Genomic DNA, 16,611 nt, shown 5'->3' with positions numbered 1-16,611 from the left:
AAATATGAGAGTTGTCTTGCAACGATCAAAAGAAGCGTCTGTTACAGTAGATGGTGAGATTGTAGGGCAAATTCCGTTCGGTTTAACATTGCTAGTTGGCATTACACATGAAGATACAGAAAAAGATGCAACATATATTGCCGAGAAGGTTGCGAATTTACGTATTTTTGAGGATGAGAATGGGAAGATGAACCATTCTGTCCTTGATATGGAGGGACAAGTTCTATCCATTTCACAATTTACATTGTACGGAGATTGCCGTAAAGGAAGACGCCCAAATTTTATGGATGCTGCGAAACCAGACTACGCAGAGAACTTGTATGATTTCTTCAATGAAGAACTGCGCAAACGAGGACTGCGCGTGGAAACGGGCAGGTTCGGAGCAATGATGGATGTTTCTTTAATTAATGATGGTCCGGTGACCTTAATTTTAGAAAGTAAATAATGGTGGTGGAAGAGAGGGTTTTGTAATCCTCTCTTTTTTATGTATAAGCTTTATAGTTCGTGTTATGTTTTTCTAATTTATAATAAAAGCCTGTTGATGAAATAAGCGTTAGTCATTTATGAGTATAACCGGACAATCAATATGGAACAATAGAAGTAAAAACATCCATATTGATTGTGAGGGATACATGTATGCGTATGAACGAAAAAGGGCACTCTGTTACAAACGGTGCAAACCAATTATTTAACGTGAATTTTCATGAGTTTATTGCAAGAGAACAAAATAATACCTCTATGGAGCTTGCATCTGAATTTGGTATTTCATTGCAAGATGTAAAACGGTTAAAGAAGCAGATTGAACGCTCCTAGTGCACTTGACAATCGCCCTGAACAAACGTATAGTAATTTTATATTTACATATGAAGAGAACCAATGATAGAGAAGAGTAGATGAGATACACATGAAAAGAGAGGAAATGTCTTAGGCTGAAAACATTTCTACATGATGACTAATCGAATGACACTCTGTAGGTTTCAACTTGAACGGCACAAATGCTTAGTAGGGGTTGAACGCAAGTTTAAGCGTTATTAAAAAAGTGGAAGCATACGTGCTTCAATTAGGGTGGCACCACGGGTATAATACTCTCGTCCCTACTGGATAATCAGTAGAGGCGGGAGTTTTTTTATTTTTAATAAGATTAAAACAATTTGAGGAGGAACTGAATATGTCTATTCAAATCCCACGCGGAACGCAAGATATTCTTCCAGGAACAGTTGAGTTATGGCAGTATATCGAAGGGCAAGCACGCGAAATTTGCCGTCGTTACAACTATAAAGAGATTCGTACACCAATTTTCGAGCATACAGAATTATTTTTACGCGGTGTTGGTGATACAACAGATATCGTACAAAAAGAAATGTACTCATTCCAAGATCGTGGCGAACGTAGCTTAACATTACGTCCAGAAGGAACTGCACCTGTTGTACGTTCTTATGTTGAAAATAAAATGTATGGTGATGCAACACAGCCAACGAAATTATATTACATCGGTCAAATGTTCCGTTATGAAAGACCACAAGCGGGTCGCTATCGTCAATTCGTACAATTTGGTATCGAGGCAATCGGTAGTAATGATCCAGCAATTGATGCGGAAGTGATTGCACTTGCTGTAGAATTCTATCGCGGCATGGGATTAAAAAACATTAAAGTTGTCCTAAATAGCTTAGGTGATGCAGCGAGCCGTCAAGCGCACCGTGAGGCGTTAATCGCTCACTTTGAGCCTCGCATCGGCGAATTCTGTTCAGATTGCCAATCTCGTTTAGAGAAAAATCCACTTCGTATTTTAGACTGTAAAAAGGACCGTGATCATGAATTAATGAGCACAGCACCGTCTATTACAGAATACTTAAACGAAGAATCAACAACGTACTATGAAAAAGTACAAGAGTTATTAACAATGATGGGTGTTCCATTTGAAAAAGATCCAAACCTAGTGCGCGGTTTAGATTACTATCAGCACACTGTCTTCGAAATTATGAGTGAAGCAGAAGGTTTCGGTGCGATTACAACATTAAGTGGCGGTGGTCGCTATAACGGGCTTGTACAAGAAATTGGTGGCCCAGAAATGCCTGGTATCGGTTTTGCGATGAGTATCGAGCGTTTAATTATGGCACTGAAAGCTGAAAATATTGAATTACCAATTGAACATAACATTGATTGCTACGTTGTAGCACTTGGAGATAAAGCGAAAGATCATGCTGCAAAAATTGCATTTGATCTTCGTAAAGCTGGATTATCAGTTGAAAAAGATTATTTAGATCGTAAAATGAAAGCGCAATTTAAATCAGCAGATCGTCTAAATGCGAAATATGTAGCTGTATTAGGAGAAGATGAGCTAGATAAAGGCATCATCAACTTAAAAGATATGGCAACAGGTGGACAAGAAGAAGTAGCTTTAGATGTATTTGCTTCATATGTAGCAGAAAAATTAATATAGGGGGAACGAACAATGGCTGAAAGAACACATGCATGTGGAAAAGTAACAGTAGAAGCAGTTGGACAAACCGTTCAATTAAAAGGTTGGGTACAAAAACGCCGTGACTTAGGCGGACTCATTTTCATCGACTTACGTGACCGTACAGGTATCGTACAAGTTGTATTTAATCCAGAAACGTCAAAAGAAGCACTAGAAGTAGCAGAAACAATTCGTAGCGAATACGTATTACACGTAGAAGGAACAGTTGTTGAACGTGGTCAAGGTGCGATTAATGAAAATATGGCAACTGGACGCATTGAAGTACAAGCAACGAAAGTAAATGTATTAAATGCAGCGAAAACGACGCCAATTATTATCGCAGATGATACAGATGCATCAGAAGATGTTCGTTTAAAATATCGTTATTTAGATTTACGTCGCCCTGTTATGTACAACACATTCAAAATGCGTCACGACGTGACAAAAACAATTCGTAACTTCTTAGATTCAGAAGAGTTTTTAGAAGTTGAAACACCAATCTTAACAAAGAGTACGCCAGAAGGAGCGCGTGACTATTTAGTACCAAGCCGTGTGCATGAAGGTGAATTTTATGCATTACCTCAATCTCCGCAGCTATTTAAACAGCTTCTTATGGTCGGCGGATTTGAACGTTATTACCAAGTAGCACGTTGTTTCCGTGATGAAGATTTACGTGCGGATCGTCAACCAGAATTCACACAAATTGACATCGAGGCATCATTCTTAACACAAGATGAAATTCTAGAAATGATGGAACGCATGATGACGAAAGTTATGAAAGATGCGAAAGGTGTAGAAATTAACACACCATTCCCTCGTATGACATACGCTGATGCAATGGCTCGCTACGGTTCTGATAAACCAGATACACGCTTTGCAATGGAACTTACTGATTTATCTGAGTTTGCAGCAGATTGCGGCTTCAAAGTGTTCACAAGTGCTGTAGAAAGCGGCGGGCAAGTAAAAGCAATTAATGCAAAAGGTGCAGCAGGTAAATATTCTCGTAAAGACATTGATGCATTAACTGAATTCGTAAAAGTATATGGAGCAAAAGGTTTAGCTTGGTTAAAAGTTGAAGAGGATGGCTTAAAAGGACCAATTGCGAAATTCTTCGGTGAAGAAGATGCGAACGTACTAATGAGCACATTAGATGGGGCTGCTGGTGACTTATTATTATTCGTTGCTGATAAGAAGAGCGTTGTTGCAGATAGCTTAGGTGCACTTCGTTTACGCTTAGGTAAAGAACTTGAGTTAATTGACGAAAGCAAATTTAACTTCCTATGGGTAACAGATTGGCCGCTTCTTGAGTATGATGAAGATGCTGATCGCTACTTCGCAGCGCATCATCCATTCACAATGCCATTCCGTGAAGATGTTGAGTTATTAGAAACAGCACCAGAAAAAGCGCGTGCACAAGCATATGACCTTGTATTAAACGGTTATGAGCTTGGTGGTGGGTCACTTCGTATTTATGAGCGTGATGTACAAGAAAAAATGTTCAAAGCTCTTGGATTCTCTCAAGAAGAAGCGCAAGAACAATTCGGATTCTTATTAGAAGCGTTCGAATATGGTACACCACCACATGGCGGAATCGCATTAGGTTTAGACCGTCTTGTTATGTTACTTGCAGGTCGTACAAACCTTCGCGATACAATCGCATTCCCGAAAACAGCAAGTGCAAGCTGCTTATTAACGGATGCGCCAAGCCCAGTTGCAGAAGCGCAGCTTGAAGAGCTATACTTACAATTAAACGTAAAAGAAGAGAAGTAAGAGCGGAGCCTAGATGGTTATACTAAACCTATCTAGGCTTTTTTTAGACAGGAAGTTAAAAAATTCCGGTTCAGATAGCGGTCGCATTTCTTCGTTGCGTCGCCAGTCCGGTGCTCGTGTAAGTAATCCTACACTCCGCTCCTCCTGGCGTCAGCGCCTCGAATTGCTCGGCTCTCTGGATCCTCCTTTTTAAAACGTGGATGGGAAGAGGAAGTTAAAAAATTCCGGTTCAGATAGCTGGCACATTTTTTATATTCCCTAGATTTGTTTAGGACTGGAACAATTCAATTTCCTGTAATTTTTTTTGAATATGTATTTTTAGGAATTCTATAACTTTTTCTATACAAATAGTCGGAAAAACGCTAGAATACATCATGGTAGACCATTTTTGTAATAGGAGTGTAGAGCTGAATGTTACATCAATTTTCGCGTAATGAATTAGCCTTCGGAAAAGAAGGTCTTGAAATATTAAAAAATAGTACAGTTGGAATTTTAGGAATTGGCGGCGTAGGTTCCTTTGCAGCAGAAGCGTTAGCACGTTCTGGTGTAGGACGTCTTGTATTAGTTGATAAAGACGTTGTTGATATTACAAACGTTAACCGCCAAATCCATGCATTACTTTCTACTGTAGGTCGTTCAAAAGTAGAATTAATGAAAGAGCGTATTGCTGATATTAATCCAGACTGTGAAGTAATTGGATTAGAAATGTTCTATACAGATGAAACATACGAAGAGTTCTTTAAACATGGTTTAGATTTCGTAGTGGATGCATCTGATACAATTACGTTCAAAATTCATTTAATTAAACAATGCTTGCGACGCAAAATTAAAATCATCTCAAGTATGGGTGCAGCAAATAAAATGGACCCAACTCGTTTCCGTATTGCGGATATTTCAAAAACACATACAGATCCAATTGCGAAAGTAATTCGTACGAAGCTTCGTAAAGAAGGGATTAAAAAAGGTGTAAAAGTTGTATTCTCTGATGAAAACCCAATCGTGATTCGTGAAGAGGTTCGTAAAGAAATCGTTCCAGACGAAAACGCAAAAATTCGTAAAGCGAAATTACCACCTTCCTCAAACGCATTCGTACCATCTGTTGCCGGTTTAATTATGGCGAGTCATGTGGTGCGTGAACGTATAAAGAATGTAGAAGTAAAGCGTGTAGGACAAGAATAAGGGATAGAAAAAGTGTATACCTCTAATGAGGTATACACTTTTTTAGTAAAATCTCTCAATAGGTAATACAATTAACTCAAGTGCAACTAAATATCATAAAATAACTATCATATTGATTGTATATATCCATTTTGATTTTCTAACATAAGTCGCCGCTATGAAGAACAAAAGGTGATATATTGAAATGTACAATTTTTTTTGTAAAAAATTAAATTTATTTTTATTTGAGCTAGCATCATTCGTTTTTTAAAGTGCAAAAGCGGCATGTTTTGGTAGAATTATAGAAAAGGATGGCTATGAGGATGAAAGAACTTGGCAGTATCAATATCTACTAGGCTTGTCTAAGTAGTCAAAAAATAAAAATGGAGACGAGAGCAGGTTTTTACTCTCGTCTCTATTTCAATTCTCAGCCGTATAAATAATATCTAAATTCCCGTTTTGATCCGTTTTAAAAATAGGTGCAATTTGATCTTGCTGTTCATCTACTAACACAAGCTTCCGGGCACGGTCCATAATTCTAACAAGCATCGCATAATCTTCTTCGATTGCTTGTTGTTTTTTCGTTAAAGATGCTAGTTTGACTTCTAGTTCATCGTTTGTTTTTTGTAAGGAGGCAAGCTTTGTATGCAAGTCTTCATTTTCAATTTGTATCTTTTCTAAGTGAAGATTATTATGCCCTAGGTTTTGCAAGAATGAGATTACATCTTGCATTGTAAGAGAATGTTTATTAGAAACGATTGCTTCGGGAAATTCAGCATCAATTACGACTTTTTGTTTTGGTTTTAGCTTTAATAGTTGCTCTTTTTCTACATTTGCTTCCGAACGCTTTAACTCTTTTCTTTGCTTCTTAGCGAGCTGTACAGCATCCTCATAATTTTGTCTGACTTCAGCATTCCAGCGAAAACCACAAGCAGCTGAAGTACGGTTTAATTTGTCTCCAACTTCATCGAACGCTTTCAGCTGAGTACTTCCACTGCGAATATGTCGTAAAACGGTTTCTGCTAAAAGGAGATCGTCTTCTCTTGTCCATGCATCTTGGCGCGTTTTCATAAGCGAAACCTCCATTATCATGTCGTTTTCGCTTAGATTACCCTTTTGGTTTGCTTTTATGCGGATTTTGCAATCTTTCATATACGCCTGAAAGTGCTTGTTCGAATTTTCCCGTTGTTTTCGGCTTATAATATTGCTTGTTTTTTATTTTATCTGGTAAGTATTGCTGCTGTACCCATCCATTTGGATAATCATGTGGATATAAGTATCCAATACCTCTACCTAATGATTCAGCACCTTTATAGTGACTATCTTTTAAATGACTTGGGATATCGCCAGTTTGTCCGTTTCGCAAGTCGTGAAGTGCTGCATCAAGTGCCTTGTATGCTGAATTTGATTTTGGAGAAAGACAAAGTTCGATAACTGCATTGGCAAGCGGAATGCGAGCTTCTGGAAAACCAACACGTTCTGCCGACTCAATCGCAGCAAGTGTACGGGGACCTGCTTGCGGGCTAGCCAGTCCAATGTCTTCATATGCCATAATAAGAAGACGTCTCCCGATACTTTGTAAGTCACCAGCTTCAATAAGGCGCGCTAAATAATGAAGTGCAGCATTCACATCGCTTCCGCGAACTGATTTTTGAAAGGCAGATAGGACATCATAATGAGCATCTCCGCCTTTGTCGTGAACAAAACTCTTTTTCTGCAAACATTCTTCAGCAATTTCTAATGTGATTTCGGTTGATTGATCGTCTGTTGTAAAGCTAGATAAAACAGCAAGTTCAAGTGCGTTATAAGCCGAGCGCATATCTCCGCCAGAGGCATTTGCAAAGTGACGCATTGCTTCATCTGTAACAGTTACATGATATTCACCTAAACCTTTTTCTTTATCTTCAAGCGCTCGTTTTAAGCCGATTAAAATATCATTTTCTGTTAGTGCGTGCAGTTCAAAGATTTGACATCGGCTACGAATGGCAGAGTTAATCGCATGGAATGGATTACTTGTTGTTGCGCCAATTAAGGTCAGAAGCCCGCTTTCTAAGTGAGGTAATAAGAAGTCTTGTTTTGCTTTATCTAAGCGGTGATTCTTTGTATAACTTATTTTATGTGGATGAAATTATTAAATGTTGTTTTAAAAGGGTTGTATGAATTTTATCCAAATTTCGACGGATAAAATTATGGACCGATAAAATTAGACTGTATTTTTTGGGTACTAAAGTAGAATATTGGATATTTGTGATATCCGAATAATTATATTGTCAATATAAAAAGGTATCTCAATAATCGAGACACCTTTTTTATTAGAGGAATTAGTTTATTAACCTTGTAGAAATTTTCTTTTTAATTTTAAAGCAACATTAACCAGTGCAATTAATACAGGAACTTCTACTAATGGGCCGATTACAGCTGCAAAAGCTGTACCTGAGTGAATGCCAAATACTCCGACCGCAACTGCAATAGCTAATTCAAAGTTATTACTTGCTGCTGTGAATGATAAAGAAGTTGCAACAGGATAACTTGTTCCCATTTTCTTAGATAAGAAAAATGAGACAAAGAACATTAAGATAAAGTAAATAAGTAATGGAATTGCAATTCTTACAATATCCATTGGTAGCTGAACAATCATTTCACCTTTAATAGAGAACATCACAACAATCGTGAATAGTAAAGCGATTAAAGTTAATGGACTAATACGAGGGATGACTGTCGATTCATACCATTCGCGTCCTTTTGTTTTTACAAAGATAAGTCGTGTTAACTATTTTGCGTACTTATTACAACTTTTGTTCGATAATAAAAATAATGGGAAGAGGAAAGTTGCCCCCTGATCAATAGCTTGGTTTAACAGACAAATAATTTACACTAAATTACATTTTTTATGACGAAAAATAAGGTTTTATGTTAAAATATTTAAAAAAATCAAATAAATATTATTTTTCTAACCATGTGTAATGAATTATAATAATAAACATTTTGGAGGAATAGTTTTATGGCTAAACTAAGTGAAATAGTGTCTAAACTGGACGATGAACTTGATATACAATCATTTGGAAAGGATTCTGCTTTCAGTCAATTCATACCAATGGTCTATGAACCTTTAAAGTTTGACTGGAAATCAGTTTTTGAAAAAGACTTTGTGGAATTATTTAATGGTCTAATGTTAAAAGGGGATGCAAATGTAAAGAAAATTTTTCTTGCCGTTTTCCCTACAGATGAAGTGTTGGAACGTTTTATAGAAGAAAGTAATAGCGGAGACTTACTTTTTATGCACCATCCCTTATTGATGGAATGTGGAGACCCAAAAGGAGCATGGGGCAAAGGTTTTGTTCCTATAAAAGAAAAATACATTAAACAAATAAAAGAAAAGGAATTATCAGTCTATACATGCCATGTACCAATGGATTATCATGCCAAATTAGGTACAAGTGTAGCTATCGCTAAACAATTAAATGCAGAAGTTGTTGATGGGCTTTTAACAAATTCTATAAATAATGAAGACCTAGTTCTAATTTGTAACATTGAAGAAAAGAGTACAAGTGAACTAACTTCTCACTTAAAAGAAATATTCGATATTCCATATGTTGACTTTGAAGGTAAGAACATAAATAACGTAAAGAAAATAGCTATCGTTGCAGGTTGTGGCGATAAAGTAAGTTGGATGGAAGAAGCTGAAAAAAAGGGAGTTCAAGCTTATATCACTGGCGAAATTCATTGTCATATTGATAATGAATATGGTAAACAAAGATATAAACAAATGATGGATTATGCTTCTAATACTTCGATGTCTTTAATCGGAGTTTCCCATTCTGCATCGGAATATCTTGTCCATAAAACATTGATGAAGGAATGGTTTGAGAATAACTTTAATATTGAAACAGTTTTAATTCCACAGGAAAAATGGTGGTTATAAAGTTATTAACTGATAATGAAAAGAGCTTGGGAATCCAAGCTCTTTTTTGTGGAGTTATTATTTATATCCCAACTCTTTTTTTAATCTTTCTGTTCTTTCTTTGAGGACCTTTAATTTGTCTTCAAATACTTGTTGTTCTTGTTTTCTTCTTTCTCGTTGTTGTTTTACATATTCTGCAATCGTGATTGTTTTTAGTTCAATTCCTTCATCATCGTCTTCTTCTGTTGTTTCTTCTTCTAGAAAATTGTCCTCGTCATTAAGAGACATAAAAAGTCCCTCCTAGTCATACAGGACTACCAACCCAGTAACAGTATATATGTTACTGGGTTGGTGGTGTCCCAGTGTTAATGCTGGATGCGACCCCATAATAGTATATGCGGGGTATCCTAACGAAATGCAGGCTGCCGAGCCCGATAATAGTATATGTGTATTTGTACTTAAAAGTGTGTTAAAAATAGAGGTTTTAGAAGGAGTTAATAAATCATTTCGACCAAGAGGGTTGGACGGAATGTAAATTACTTATACAGCACAAAGGGAAATTAAAAGTGACCGAGGAAAAACGTAGCTATAAATTCTAGGTAATGGAAAAGACTTTGTGTGGTTTAATCGATATAAATGTATGATTTTTGTACATTATGTAAGTAATATTTGGTAATATCAAATATAAAGGATATTTAAATGGAGTGAAAAAAATGAGTTTTGATATCACCGAATTAAATAAATTATATCAGCAACAAAAGATTGTCCCTCTTATTGGGGCTGGATTATCTTTACCATTTAAGCTACCTTCATGGGGGAAGTTAATTGAACTTTTAATGAAAAAAACAGTCAATGAGAAATATTATGAAGTTATACAAGAGCTTATAGATGAGTATGAGTATGATTTTGCTTTAAGATTAATTAGTAAACGTGGGAATTTATCTGATAGAGATATTCAAGAGTGTGTAAAACAAATAATTGAAGAAGAATTTGTTGAGGTGGAAGACAACGCTTTGCATAATTATAATGATTTAGCATCTTTGAATTTTCCTGTTTTCTTAACAACGAATTATGACAACTTATTATTTGAATACCTACATTCAAAAAGATTTAAAGTGCATTATTTAAAAGATACAACACTAAGCTCTCATGAAATAACAAGTTTAGAGAAAGATAAACGAATTTGGCATATCCATGGGAATGTGGATGAGACAGGCTCCATTGTATTAACAGAAAAACAATATGATGAATTATATAGTAATGAGAAATTTAAAACCTTATTTTCCCTGTTTTGCGGTCAGTATACGATGCTCTTCTTAGGGTTCTCATTAAGTGATGAATATTTTAAAGGGTTGCTTGATCATTATCAAAAATTTTATCAAGGAAAACATTATGTATTGTTAGATAATCCAACTGAAACAGAGATTCAAGAATTGAATGATAAATATCGGATTAGAGTAATTTCATATGATTCTTCTAAAAAGGGACATGTTGAAAGTATTAGAGAATTTCTTGGAGAAATTTCAAAAGGAACTCAACCACCATCACCAAAAAAAAAAATCATAATTCCAACTGATCTTCCTTCTAAAGAGGAAAAAGAAAATCTTAATGATGATTTATTTCACCAAAAATTATTAGTTGAAAATATTGATGAAGATACAAGAGATTTAAGTCAAGAATATTTTTTATTTGCAGAGAAATATATTCGTGAATTAACAGAATATGATGGCTTTGATGAGGAGATAGTTGGTTCTATGCTAAATTTATGTCGAATTAGACATAAGGAGACTTATAAAGAATCTTTTAAAGTTCACGAAAATAGCCAAAGTTTTGTGGATGAAATGCACTCAATTTTAAATGAAATGAATTATGGACGCATAGAAGGTGTATTAGGCTTAAATAAACCTATGCCATCTGAAAATAAAGGTTTTATTCATGTCCTTGCTAATGACCCCGAAGTTGATATTTGGTGGGGACATAAGAGAGAGATAGGGTGATTACTATGGGGAACACAAATGTTTTACCACTATCGATTAAACTGCTTTTTAATAATGTTTATTTAGAGACAGCGAATATGTTATGTGTGTTAACTGAATTTAAGTCTAAGAAAAAAGGTATACGATTATCCGAATTGCTCTTTTATTATGTAATTGTTTCGGCAAAGGATTATGAGGCAGTCACTGAGCAACTTCGTGAACCAGAGTCTGGGAAGAAAATCAAAACACAATTTCAAAGATATGAATCTAAGATGAAAAGTATATTAATAAATTTAGAGAGTGCTGACTATATCGAATTGTCCGCCTCAGAGAAGTCAGATGTTTATGTGAAAATTACTAAAAAAGGTATTGATTTTGTAAGTGGTTTAGAGAAGGACTATTTCGAACTATTGCAACAAAGAACGAGGGAAGCGAAGACTATTCCATATACAAAAAAGAATGAAAAAACTTTAATGGGTGATTTTTAATGATGGGAAAAAAATTATTTGTAAGTAAATTAATGTTAGATGGACCCGAATATCGTAGAACTTTAGCTTTTGATAAAGGACTAAATGTTATTTCTGGAGAAGCAACATCGGGGAAATCGTTAGTATTAAAATTAATAGATTATTGTTTAGGTAAATCAAGTAAGTTTGATTTTAGTGTGCAAAAAGAATTAGGACAATACTGTGAGAGTGTATTTTTAGAAATATATATAGATGAGCAAGTATTGACCTTGAAAAGAAATCTGAAATCCAACCATACTAAAATTGAGATATATTACTCTAGTGTAAATGATTTAGATAACTATATTCCAAAAGTAGTATTAGTAAAAGATTTAACAGAATTTTTATTCGAGTCTTTGAATATTCCGATGATCAATCGAGTTAAAAATAAGCCTCGTTCTAATGATAAGACTGTAGAAAAATTCTCTATAAGAGATGTTATGCGATTTGTTTATATGAGACAAGAGCATATAGGAACATCAAATTTCTTAGAAAACAATGATAAAGATAAACGATATAAAAATTCACCGACATTTGAATTGTTATTTAATTTTTTAGATGCTGATTTAGTGCAGATAAATGAACAAATTGCAAAAAAGACAAATGAAATTGAACAAAAAAAACGAGAACGTAGTGGATTAGAACAGTATCTTCAAGAAAGAGATGCTATATTGAGGGTTGAAGTTACAGATCAAATTGAAGAAATAAAAGGTATTATTGAACAAGTAAATACTCAGAAAAAGGAATTGTTAACTTCAAAATATAAGCAAAAAGAAGTTAGTAATACTTATGGAGAGATAAATCAACAGTTGATGATGCTAGAGGATGAAAAATCTCAACTGAATCAAAAAAAGAAAGAACTTTTATTTTCGAAAAGTAGTCATGCAATTTTGTTAGAACGATATAAAAAAGAAAAAGAGTCGTATTGTGCGACGCAAGAAGTATTATATAAATTAGAAATTTCAAGTCATGAAAAAGTATGTCCTCTATGTAATTCACATGTTCAATGCGATGATGTAGAAGAGATTCATCCGCAAGATATTAGTACTTTAATTAAAGAGATTGAATCTAAAGAAAAAACAGCTAGCGAAATAATAGAACGTATTGATGAACAATTATCCATTCTTGAAAATCAGGTTGTAGAATTGGATGAAAGGGTGCGTTACTTTAAAAGAGTAAAGAGTAGCTACTCGCAAAATATCAATATACCTCTTTTAGAAGAAATTGAAGCTCTAAATAAAATGATATTGGAACATGAAAATCGATTGAGCTTTTATAAAGAATTAGAAAGAGTACATAAGAAAATTGATGAAAAAGAAAGAGATATTGCTAAATTAGAAGGTGACTTAGAAAAACTGGAAGAACAAAAGTCAAATATTAAAGTGGAAATTGAATATAAGGATCAAATTTTAAAAGATTTAAATCAAAAATATATTAAGTTGCTAAAAAAATTCCACTATCATGTAGATGAAAGCACAGATTATATCAGTTCTCTAACTTTTATGCCGCATTATCAAGATGTAGAGGTCTTTAAACATGAAAGTGGGGGCCTATTATTATGTATACAATTAGCGTATATAGGAAGTATATTGGAAAACAAACTTGTAAATGAGGACAATAAACATCCTGGATTTCTTATGTTGGATAGTATCAGTAATAATTTGGGGACAAATAAAGATGCGAAGAAAGTTGATAATCTAGACCCCGAAAGTTATGAAGCGATATACAAACTGCTACTGTCATTAGCAAAAGATTTTCAAATTTTTGTTGTAGACAATACACCTCCTGAATTTATTAAACCAAAATTTACTTTCTATAGACATAACAGAGAAGGATTAATCAATCCAAAATGTAATGAGAAGAATATAGAGTAGAGTAACCAATTTGAAAAATTATGACGAACTTGATTATTTCAAGTTCGTTTTTCTTTTACTAATCTAAACAAGAATTTAATAAATTTTTCACTCATCCTACTTTATGATAAATTTATTAAAGACATAATTTATTTAATAGTGTTCTTTAAACTAAAGGGGAGATATATATAATGTTTTACAATGAACCTTTATCACATAGAATGAGACCACGAACAATCGATGAAGTAGTTGGACAAGACGATGTAATAGGTACCAAAACAGCCTTATACCGTATGCTTCAAAATGGACATATTCCATCCCTTCTTTTCTATGGGCCACCAGGTACAGGGAAAACGTCTCTTGCTTTTGCAATTGCAAATACAGCAAAGAAAGAATTTTATGCACTAAATGCCATTAGTGCTGGGAAAAAAGAAATAGAAGCCGTTATCGAAGAAGCAAGATTAACTCGTAATGCGATTTGTTTTATAGACGAGATTCATTTGTTAAATCGTACACAGCAAGACTCACTGCTCAAGGCATTGGAGGAGGGAGTATTTACTCTAATTGGGGCAACAACAGAAAATCCTTATCATAGTGTGAGAGGTGCGATTTTATCAAGAATTGGGCAAGTAAAGCAATTAAAAACTTTGTCTCCGTCTTCTATTCTAAAACTATTAAGAAGGGCATTAGAGGATCAAGAAAACGGTTTAGGGAAAATGAATATTACTGTATCTGATGAGCTATTAACATTAATTGCTCAAACAACAGGAGATGCGCGTTCTGCACTTAATTTGTTAGAAGATATTGTATTCGGTTCTGAAAAAGATGAAAATAACAAAATTATTGTGACAGAGGATACCGTAAAACAATGTATCCAAAACAAAGGTTTTTCTCATGATAAAAAGGGTGATATTTTTTATAATCTGCTATCCAGCTATCAAAAAAGCGTCAGAGGTAGTGATGTAAATGCAGCTCTTCATTATTTAGCAAGATTATTAGAAGGTGGTGATTTAGTTTCTATTTGTAGGAGATTACTTGTTATGGCGTATGAGGATATTGGGTTAGCTAATCCCGAACTCTGTGCGAGGGTTTTACCTGCAATAGAATCAGTAGAGCGAATAGGGTTGCCTGAGGGAAGAATACCTTTATCCGTTGTAACAATTGAATTGTGTTTATCTCCTAAATCAAATTCAGCTTATAAAGCTTTGGACAAAGCAATTGATGATGTGAAAAAAGGGCGTACAGGTGACATACCTGCACATCTAAAAGATGCTCATTATCAAGGTGCAGAAAAACTAGGGCATGGTCAAGGGTATTTATATCCTCATAATTATCCAAATGGATGGGTGAAGCAAGAGTATTTGCCTAATGAATTAAAAAATACGATATATTATGAACCGAAAGCGGCGGGAGAAGAAAAAAAGTTCGGTCATATTTATCAGAGATTGACGGATTTAAAGAAACAAAATTAATAATATATAACAGTCTGATAAAGTATGTTGTTTAATGACAATAAAATTTTTTGAAGTTTTATCAAATAAAGTGTGCAATAGCTCCTTTCATTATTGAAGGGGCTATTTTTTATACTAAAAATTGAGAATCAGCTTGACCCTAACGCAACGTTATAGACTAAGTTAATTTTAGGAGGTGAACTCAACTGATAACGACGGGGTATGTCAAAAAAACTACAGGATTGAGTGAAAGGACAATAAGGTATTATTGTGATTTAAACTTGATTACTCCAAAGAAAAACAAAATAGGGCAAATAGATTTATCAAATGAGGACTTACTAGATTTAATTAAAATTCTTATCCTAAAAATATTGGGTAAAAGATTAAAATCTATAGCATCTTTTCAATTACATGATCTTGGTATTAGAGAAATAAGACTTCAGCTTAATGGAATGTACACTCATATAGAGTACTTACTTTTATCGTTAAACCAATTAGAGGATGTTGAAAATGAAGATACTGTATTAAATATGCTTAAACTGTGTCATGAATTTAATGAAAACTATATAAACAAGAGGTGATAAAAATGAAGATTAATATGGAAGATACCTTAGTTCAATATGAAACGTTACTTTCGTTACCTCTGGAAAAGAGAGGGGAATTTTTTAGGTATACGATGATGAAGCCTTTTGAAGGTATGTGGAACACAATTAATGTGCCACTTAAAGCTAAACAAAAAAATGGTTATGATGTTATGATGGCAACTCAAATGTTAGGATATTTGGATATAAAAGAAAGTGATATAGCAAGGAAAGCATTGGATGATTTAAAAACAATAGAAGCTTCAGATATCGCTCAAAAAGCATTAACAAGATGTATAGAGTTTTCAAAAGTAGCTAACTTAGAAGTAGCCGCAGAAGAATTAAAGTTTGGAATATATATTGCTGATCCTGAAAAATTAAAAAAACAAAAGGGTTACTGTGGTTTCGGAGGAATACCTGGATATGTCACTATAGTCATTCATCCAAACGATTATAATGTTCCGAGAATACCCGCACTTATTGCTCATGAATTTCATCATAACCTCCGTTTTTCTTATTTTGATTGGAGTCATGGAGATGTGACCTTGGGGGAATATTTAGTCATTGAAGGACTTGCAGATTCATTTGCTACTGCCTTGTACGGTGAGGAACATTTAGGACCTTGGGTCACATCTATTGATGAAGAAGAACTGGAATATTCAATTGAAGTTATACGAGAGGGTTTAAATATTAAAGGATTTGCCGAAGTTAGTAGTTACATGTTTGGAGATGAAATCGCTAATCAGGAAGGTTACTCACCAGTAGGTTTATCCTCTGGAGCAGGTTACGCTGTAGGTTATCATACTGTACAATCTTTTATGAAAAAGAATAATGTCACAATTCAAGAAGCTACCTTGTTAAGTACAGAAGAAATTATTGCAGGAAGTGGTGTTTTTTAAGAAGATAGCAATTATTCTATAACTATTAAAAGGATTAATTGTTTGCTTAATTAGTGAA

At 34.4% G+C, this 16,611-nt stretch carries 14 protein-coding genes, 2 pseudogenes and 1 other annotated feature; of the genes and pseudogenes, 12 read left to right on the top strand and 4 right to left on the bottom strand.

What is annotated here, in order from left to right:
- Window positions 1–4 precede the first annotated feature (4 nt).
- The 5 genes from dtd to ACM6HU_RS11910 all read left to right on the top strand — a co-directional run bounded on the left by dtd (window position 5) and on the right by ACM6HU_RS11910 (window position 5,407).
- On the top strand, window positions 5–445 hold the full coding sequence (gene dtd, locus ACM6HU_RS11930) for a D-aminoacyl-tRNA deacylase (protein WP_016116444.1): 441 nt from the start codon (window positions 5–7) through the stop codon (window positions 443–445).
- Window positions 446–636: 191 nt separating this feature from the next.
- Window positions 637–813: a hypothetical protein gene (locus ACM6HU_RS11925; RefSeq protein ID WP_003200475.1), complete on the top strand. Its 177-nt coding sequence runs from the start codon at window positions 637–639 to the stop codon at window positions 811–813.
- Between the two features lie 54 nt (window positions 814–867).
- Window positions 868–1,099: a binding site (T-box leader), on the top strand.
- A gap of 69 nt (window positions 1,100–1,168) precedes the next feature.
- Complete coding sequence (gene hisS / locus ACM6HU_RS11920; protein ID WP_016116443.1) at window positions 1,169–2,440, top strand: histidine--tRNA ligase; 1,272 nt, start codon at window positions 1,169–1,171, stop codon at window positions 2,438–2,440.
- 12 nt (window positions 2,441–2,452) lie between these two features.
- Window positions 2,453–4,228: an aspartate--tRNA ligase gene (gene aspS, locus ACM6HU_RS11915; protein ID WP_016133264.1), complete on the top strand. Its 1,776-nt coding sequence runs from the start codon at window positions 2,453–2,455 to the stop codon at window positions 4,226–4,228.
- 411 nt (window positions 4,229–4,639) lie between these two features.
- Window positions 4,640–5,407, top strand: a complete 768-nt coding sequence (locus ACM6HU_RS11910; RefSeq protein WP_000903174.1) for a ThiF family adenylyltransferase — start codon at window positions 4,640–4,642, stop codon at window positions 5,405–5,407.
- Window positions 5,408–5,806: 399 nt separating this feature from the next.
- Here ACM6HU_RS11910 and ACM6HU_RS11905 read toward each other — a convergent pair whose 3' ends face one another.
- The 3 genes and pseudogenes from ACM6HU_RS11905 to ACM6HU_RS11895 all read right to left on the bottom strand — a co-directional run.
- Window positions 5,807–6,457: an RsfA family transcriptional regulator gene (locus tag ACM6HU_RS11905; RefSeq protein ID WP_016116440.1), complete on the bottom strand. Its 651-nt coding sequence runs from the start codon at window positions 6,455–6,457 to the stop codon at window positions 5,807–5,809.
- Window positions 6,458–6,494: 37 nt separating this feature from the next.
- Window positions 6,495–7,481: pseudogene (locus ACM6HU_RS11900) on the bottom strand (replication-associated recombination protein A); the annotation flags it as partial.
- A gap of 234 nt (window positions 7,482–7,715) precedes the next feature.
- Window positions 7,716–8,156 (bottom strand): annotated as a pseudogene (locus ACM6HU_RS11895) (arsenic resistance protein); the annotation flags it as partial.
- Window positions 8,157–8,387: 231 nt separating this feature from the next.
- Here ACM6HU_RS11895 and ACM6HU_RS11890 point away from each other — a divergent pair.
- Complete coding sequence (locus tag ACM6HU_RS11890; RefSeq protein ID WP_414848206.1) at window positions 8,388–9,308, top strand: Nif3-like dinuclear metal center hexameric protein; 921 nt, start codon at window positions 8,388–8,390, stop codon at window positions 9,306–9,308.
- A 57-nt stretch (window positions 9,309–9,365) separates the two neighbouring features.
- Here ACM6HU_RS11890 and ACM6HU_RS11885 read toward each other — a convergent pair whose 3' ends face one another.
- Entirely contained in the window at window positions 9,366–9,575 is a 210-nt protein-coding gene (locus ACM6HU_RS11885; RefSeq protein WP_077295433.1) for a hypothetical protein, read from the bottom strand.
- 425 nt (window positions 9,576–10,000) lie between these two features.
- On the opposite strand from ACM6HU_RS11885, the gene ACM6HU_RS11880 reads away from it, so the two are divergent.
- The 6 genes from ACM6HU_RS11880 (at window position 10,001) to ACM6HU_RS11855 (ending at window position 16,553) form a co-directional block, all read left to right on the top strand.
- Window positions 10,001–11,284 (top strand): SIR2 family NAD-dependent protein deacylase, encoded by a 1,284-nt coding sequence (locus tag ACM6HU_RS11880; RefSeq protein WP_414848205.1) that lies wholly within the window; start codon window positions 10,001–10,003, stop codon window positions 11,282–11,284.
- Between the two features lie 5 nt (window positions 11,285–11,289).
- The gene (locus tag ACM6HU_RS11875) at window positions 11,290–11,751 is read left to right on the top strand and encodes a hypothetical protein (RefSeq protein ID WP_414848204.1); all 462 of its coding nucleotides are present in this window, start codon (window positions 11,290–11,292) and stop codon (window positions 11,749–11,751) included.
- A gap of 2 nt (window positions 11,752–11,753) precedes the next feature.
- Window positions 11,754–13,643, top strand: a complete 1,890-nt coding sequence (locus ACM6HU_RS11870) for an AAA family ATPase (protein WP_414848203.1) — start codon at window positions 11,754–11,756, stop codon at window positions 13,641–13,643.
- Between the two features lie 170 nt (window positions 13,644–13,813).
- Window positions 13,814–15,094, top strand: a complete 1,281-nt coding sequence (locus ACM6HU_RS11865) for a replication-associated recombination protein A (RefSeq protein ID WP_414848202.1) — start codon at window positions 13,814–13,816, stop codon at window positions 15,092–15,094.
- Between the two features lie 185 nt (window positions 15,095–15,279).
- A complete protein-coding gene (locus ACM6HU_RS11860; protein WP_414848207.1) occupies window positions 15,280–15,654 on the top strand; it encodes a MerR family transcriptional regulator in 375 nt (124 codons plus the stop codon).
- A 5-nt stretch (window positions 15,655–15,659) separates the two neighbouring features.
- Complete coding sequence (locus tag ACM6HU_RS11855) at window positions 15,660–16,553, top strand: DUF2268 domain-containing protein (RefSeq protein WP_414848201.1); 894 nt, start codon at window positions 15,660–15,662, stop codon at window positions 16,551–16,553.
- Window positions 16,554–16,611 lie beyond the last annotated feature (58 nt).

Source organism: Bacillus sp. IT-79MI2, assembly GCF_949768135.1.
Taxonomy (GTDB): domain Bacteria; phylum Bacillota; class Bacilli; order Bacillales; family Bacillaceae_G; genus Bacillus_A; species Bacillus_A pseudomycoides.
This window is presented reverse-complemented; position numbering and strand designations above follow the sequence as displayed.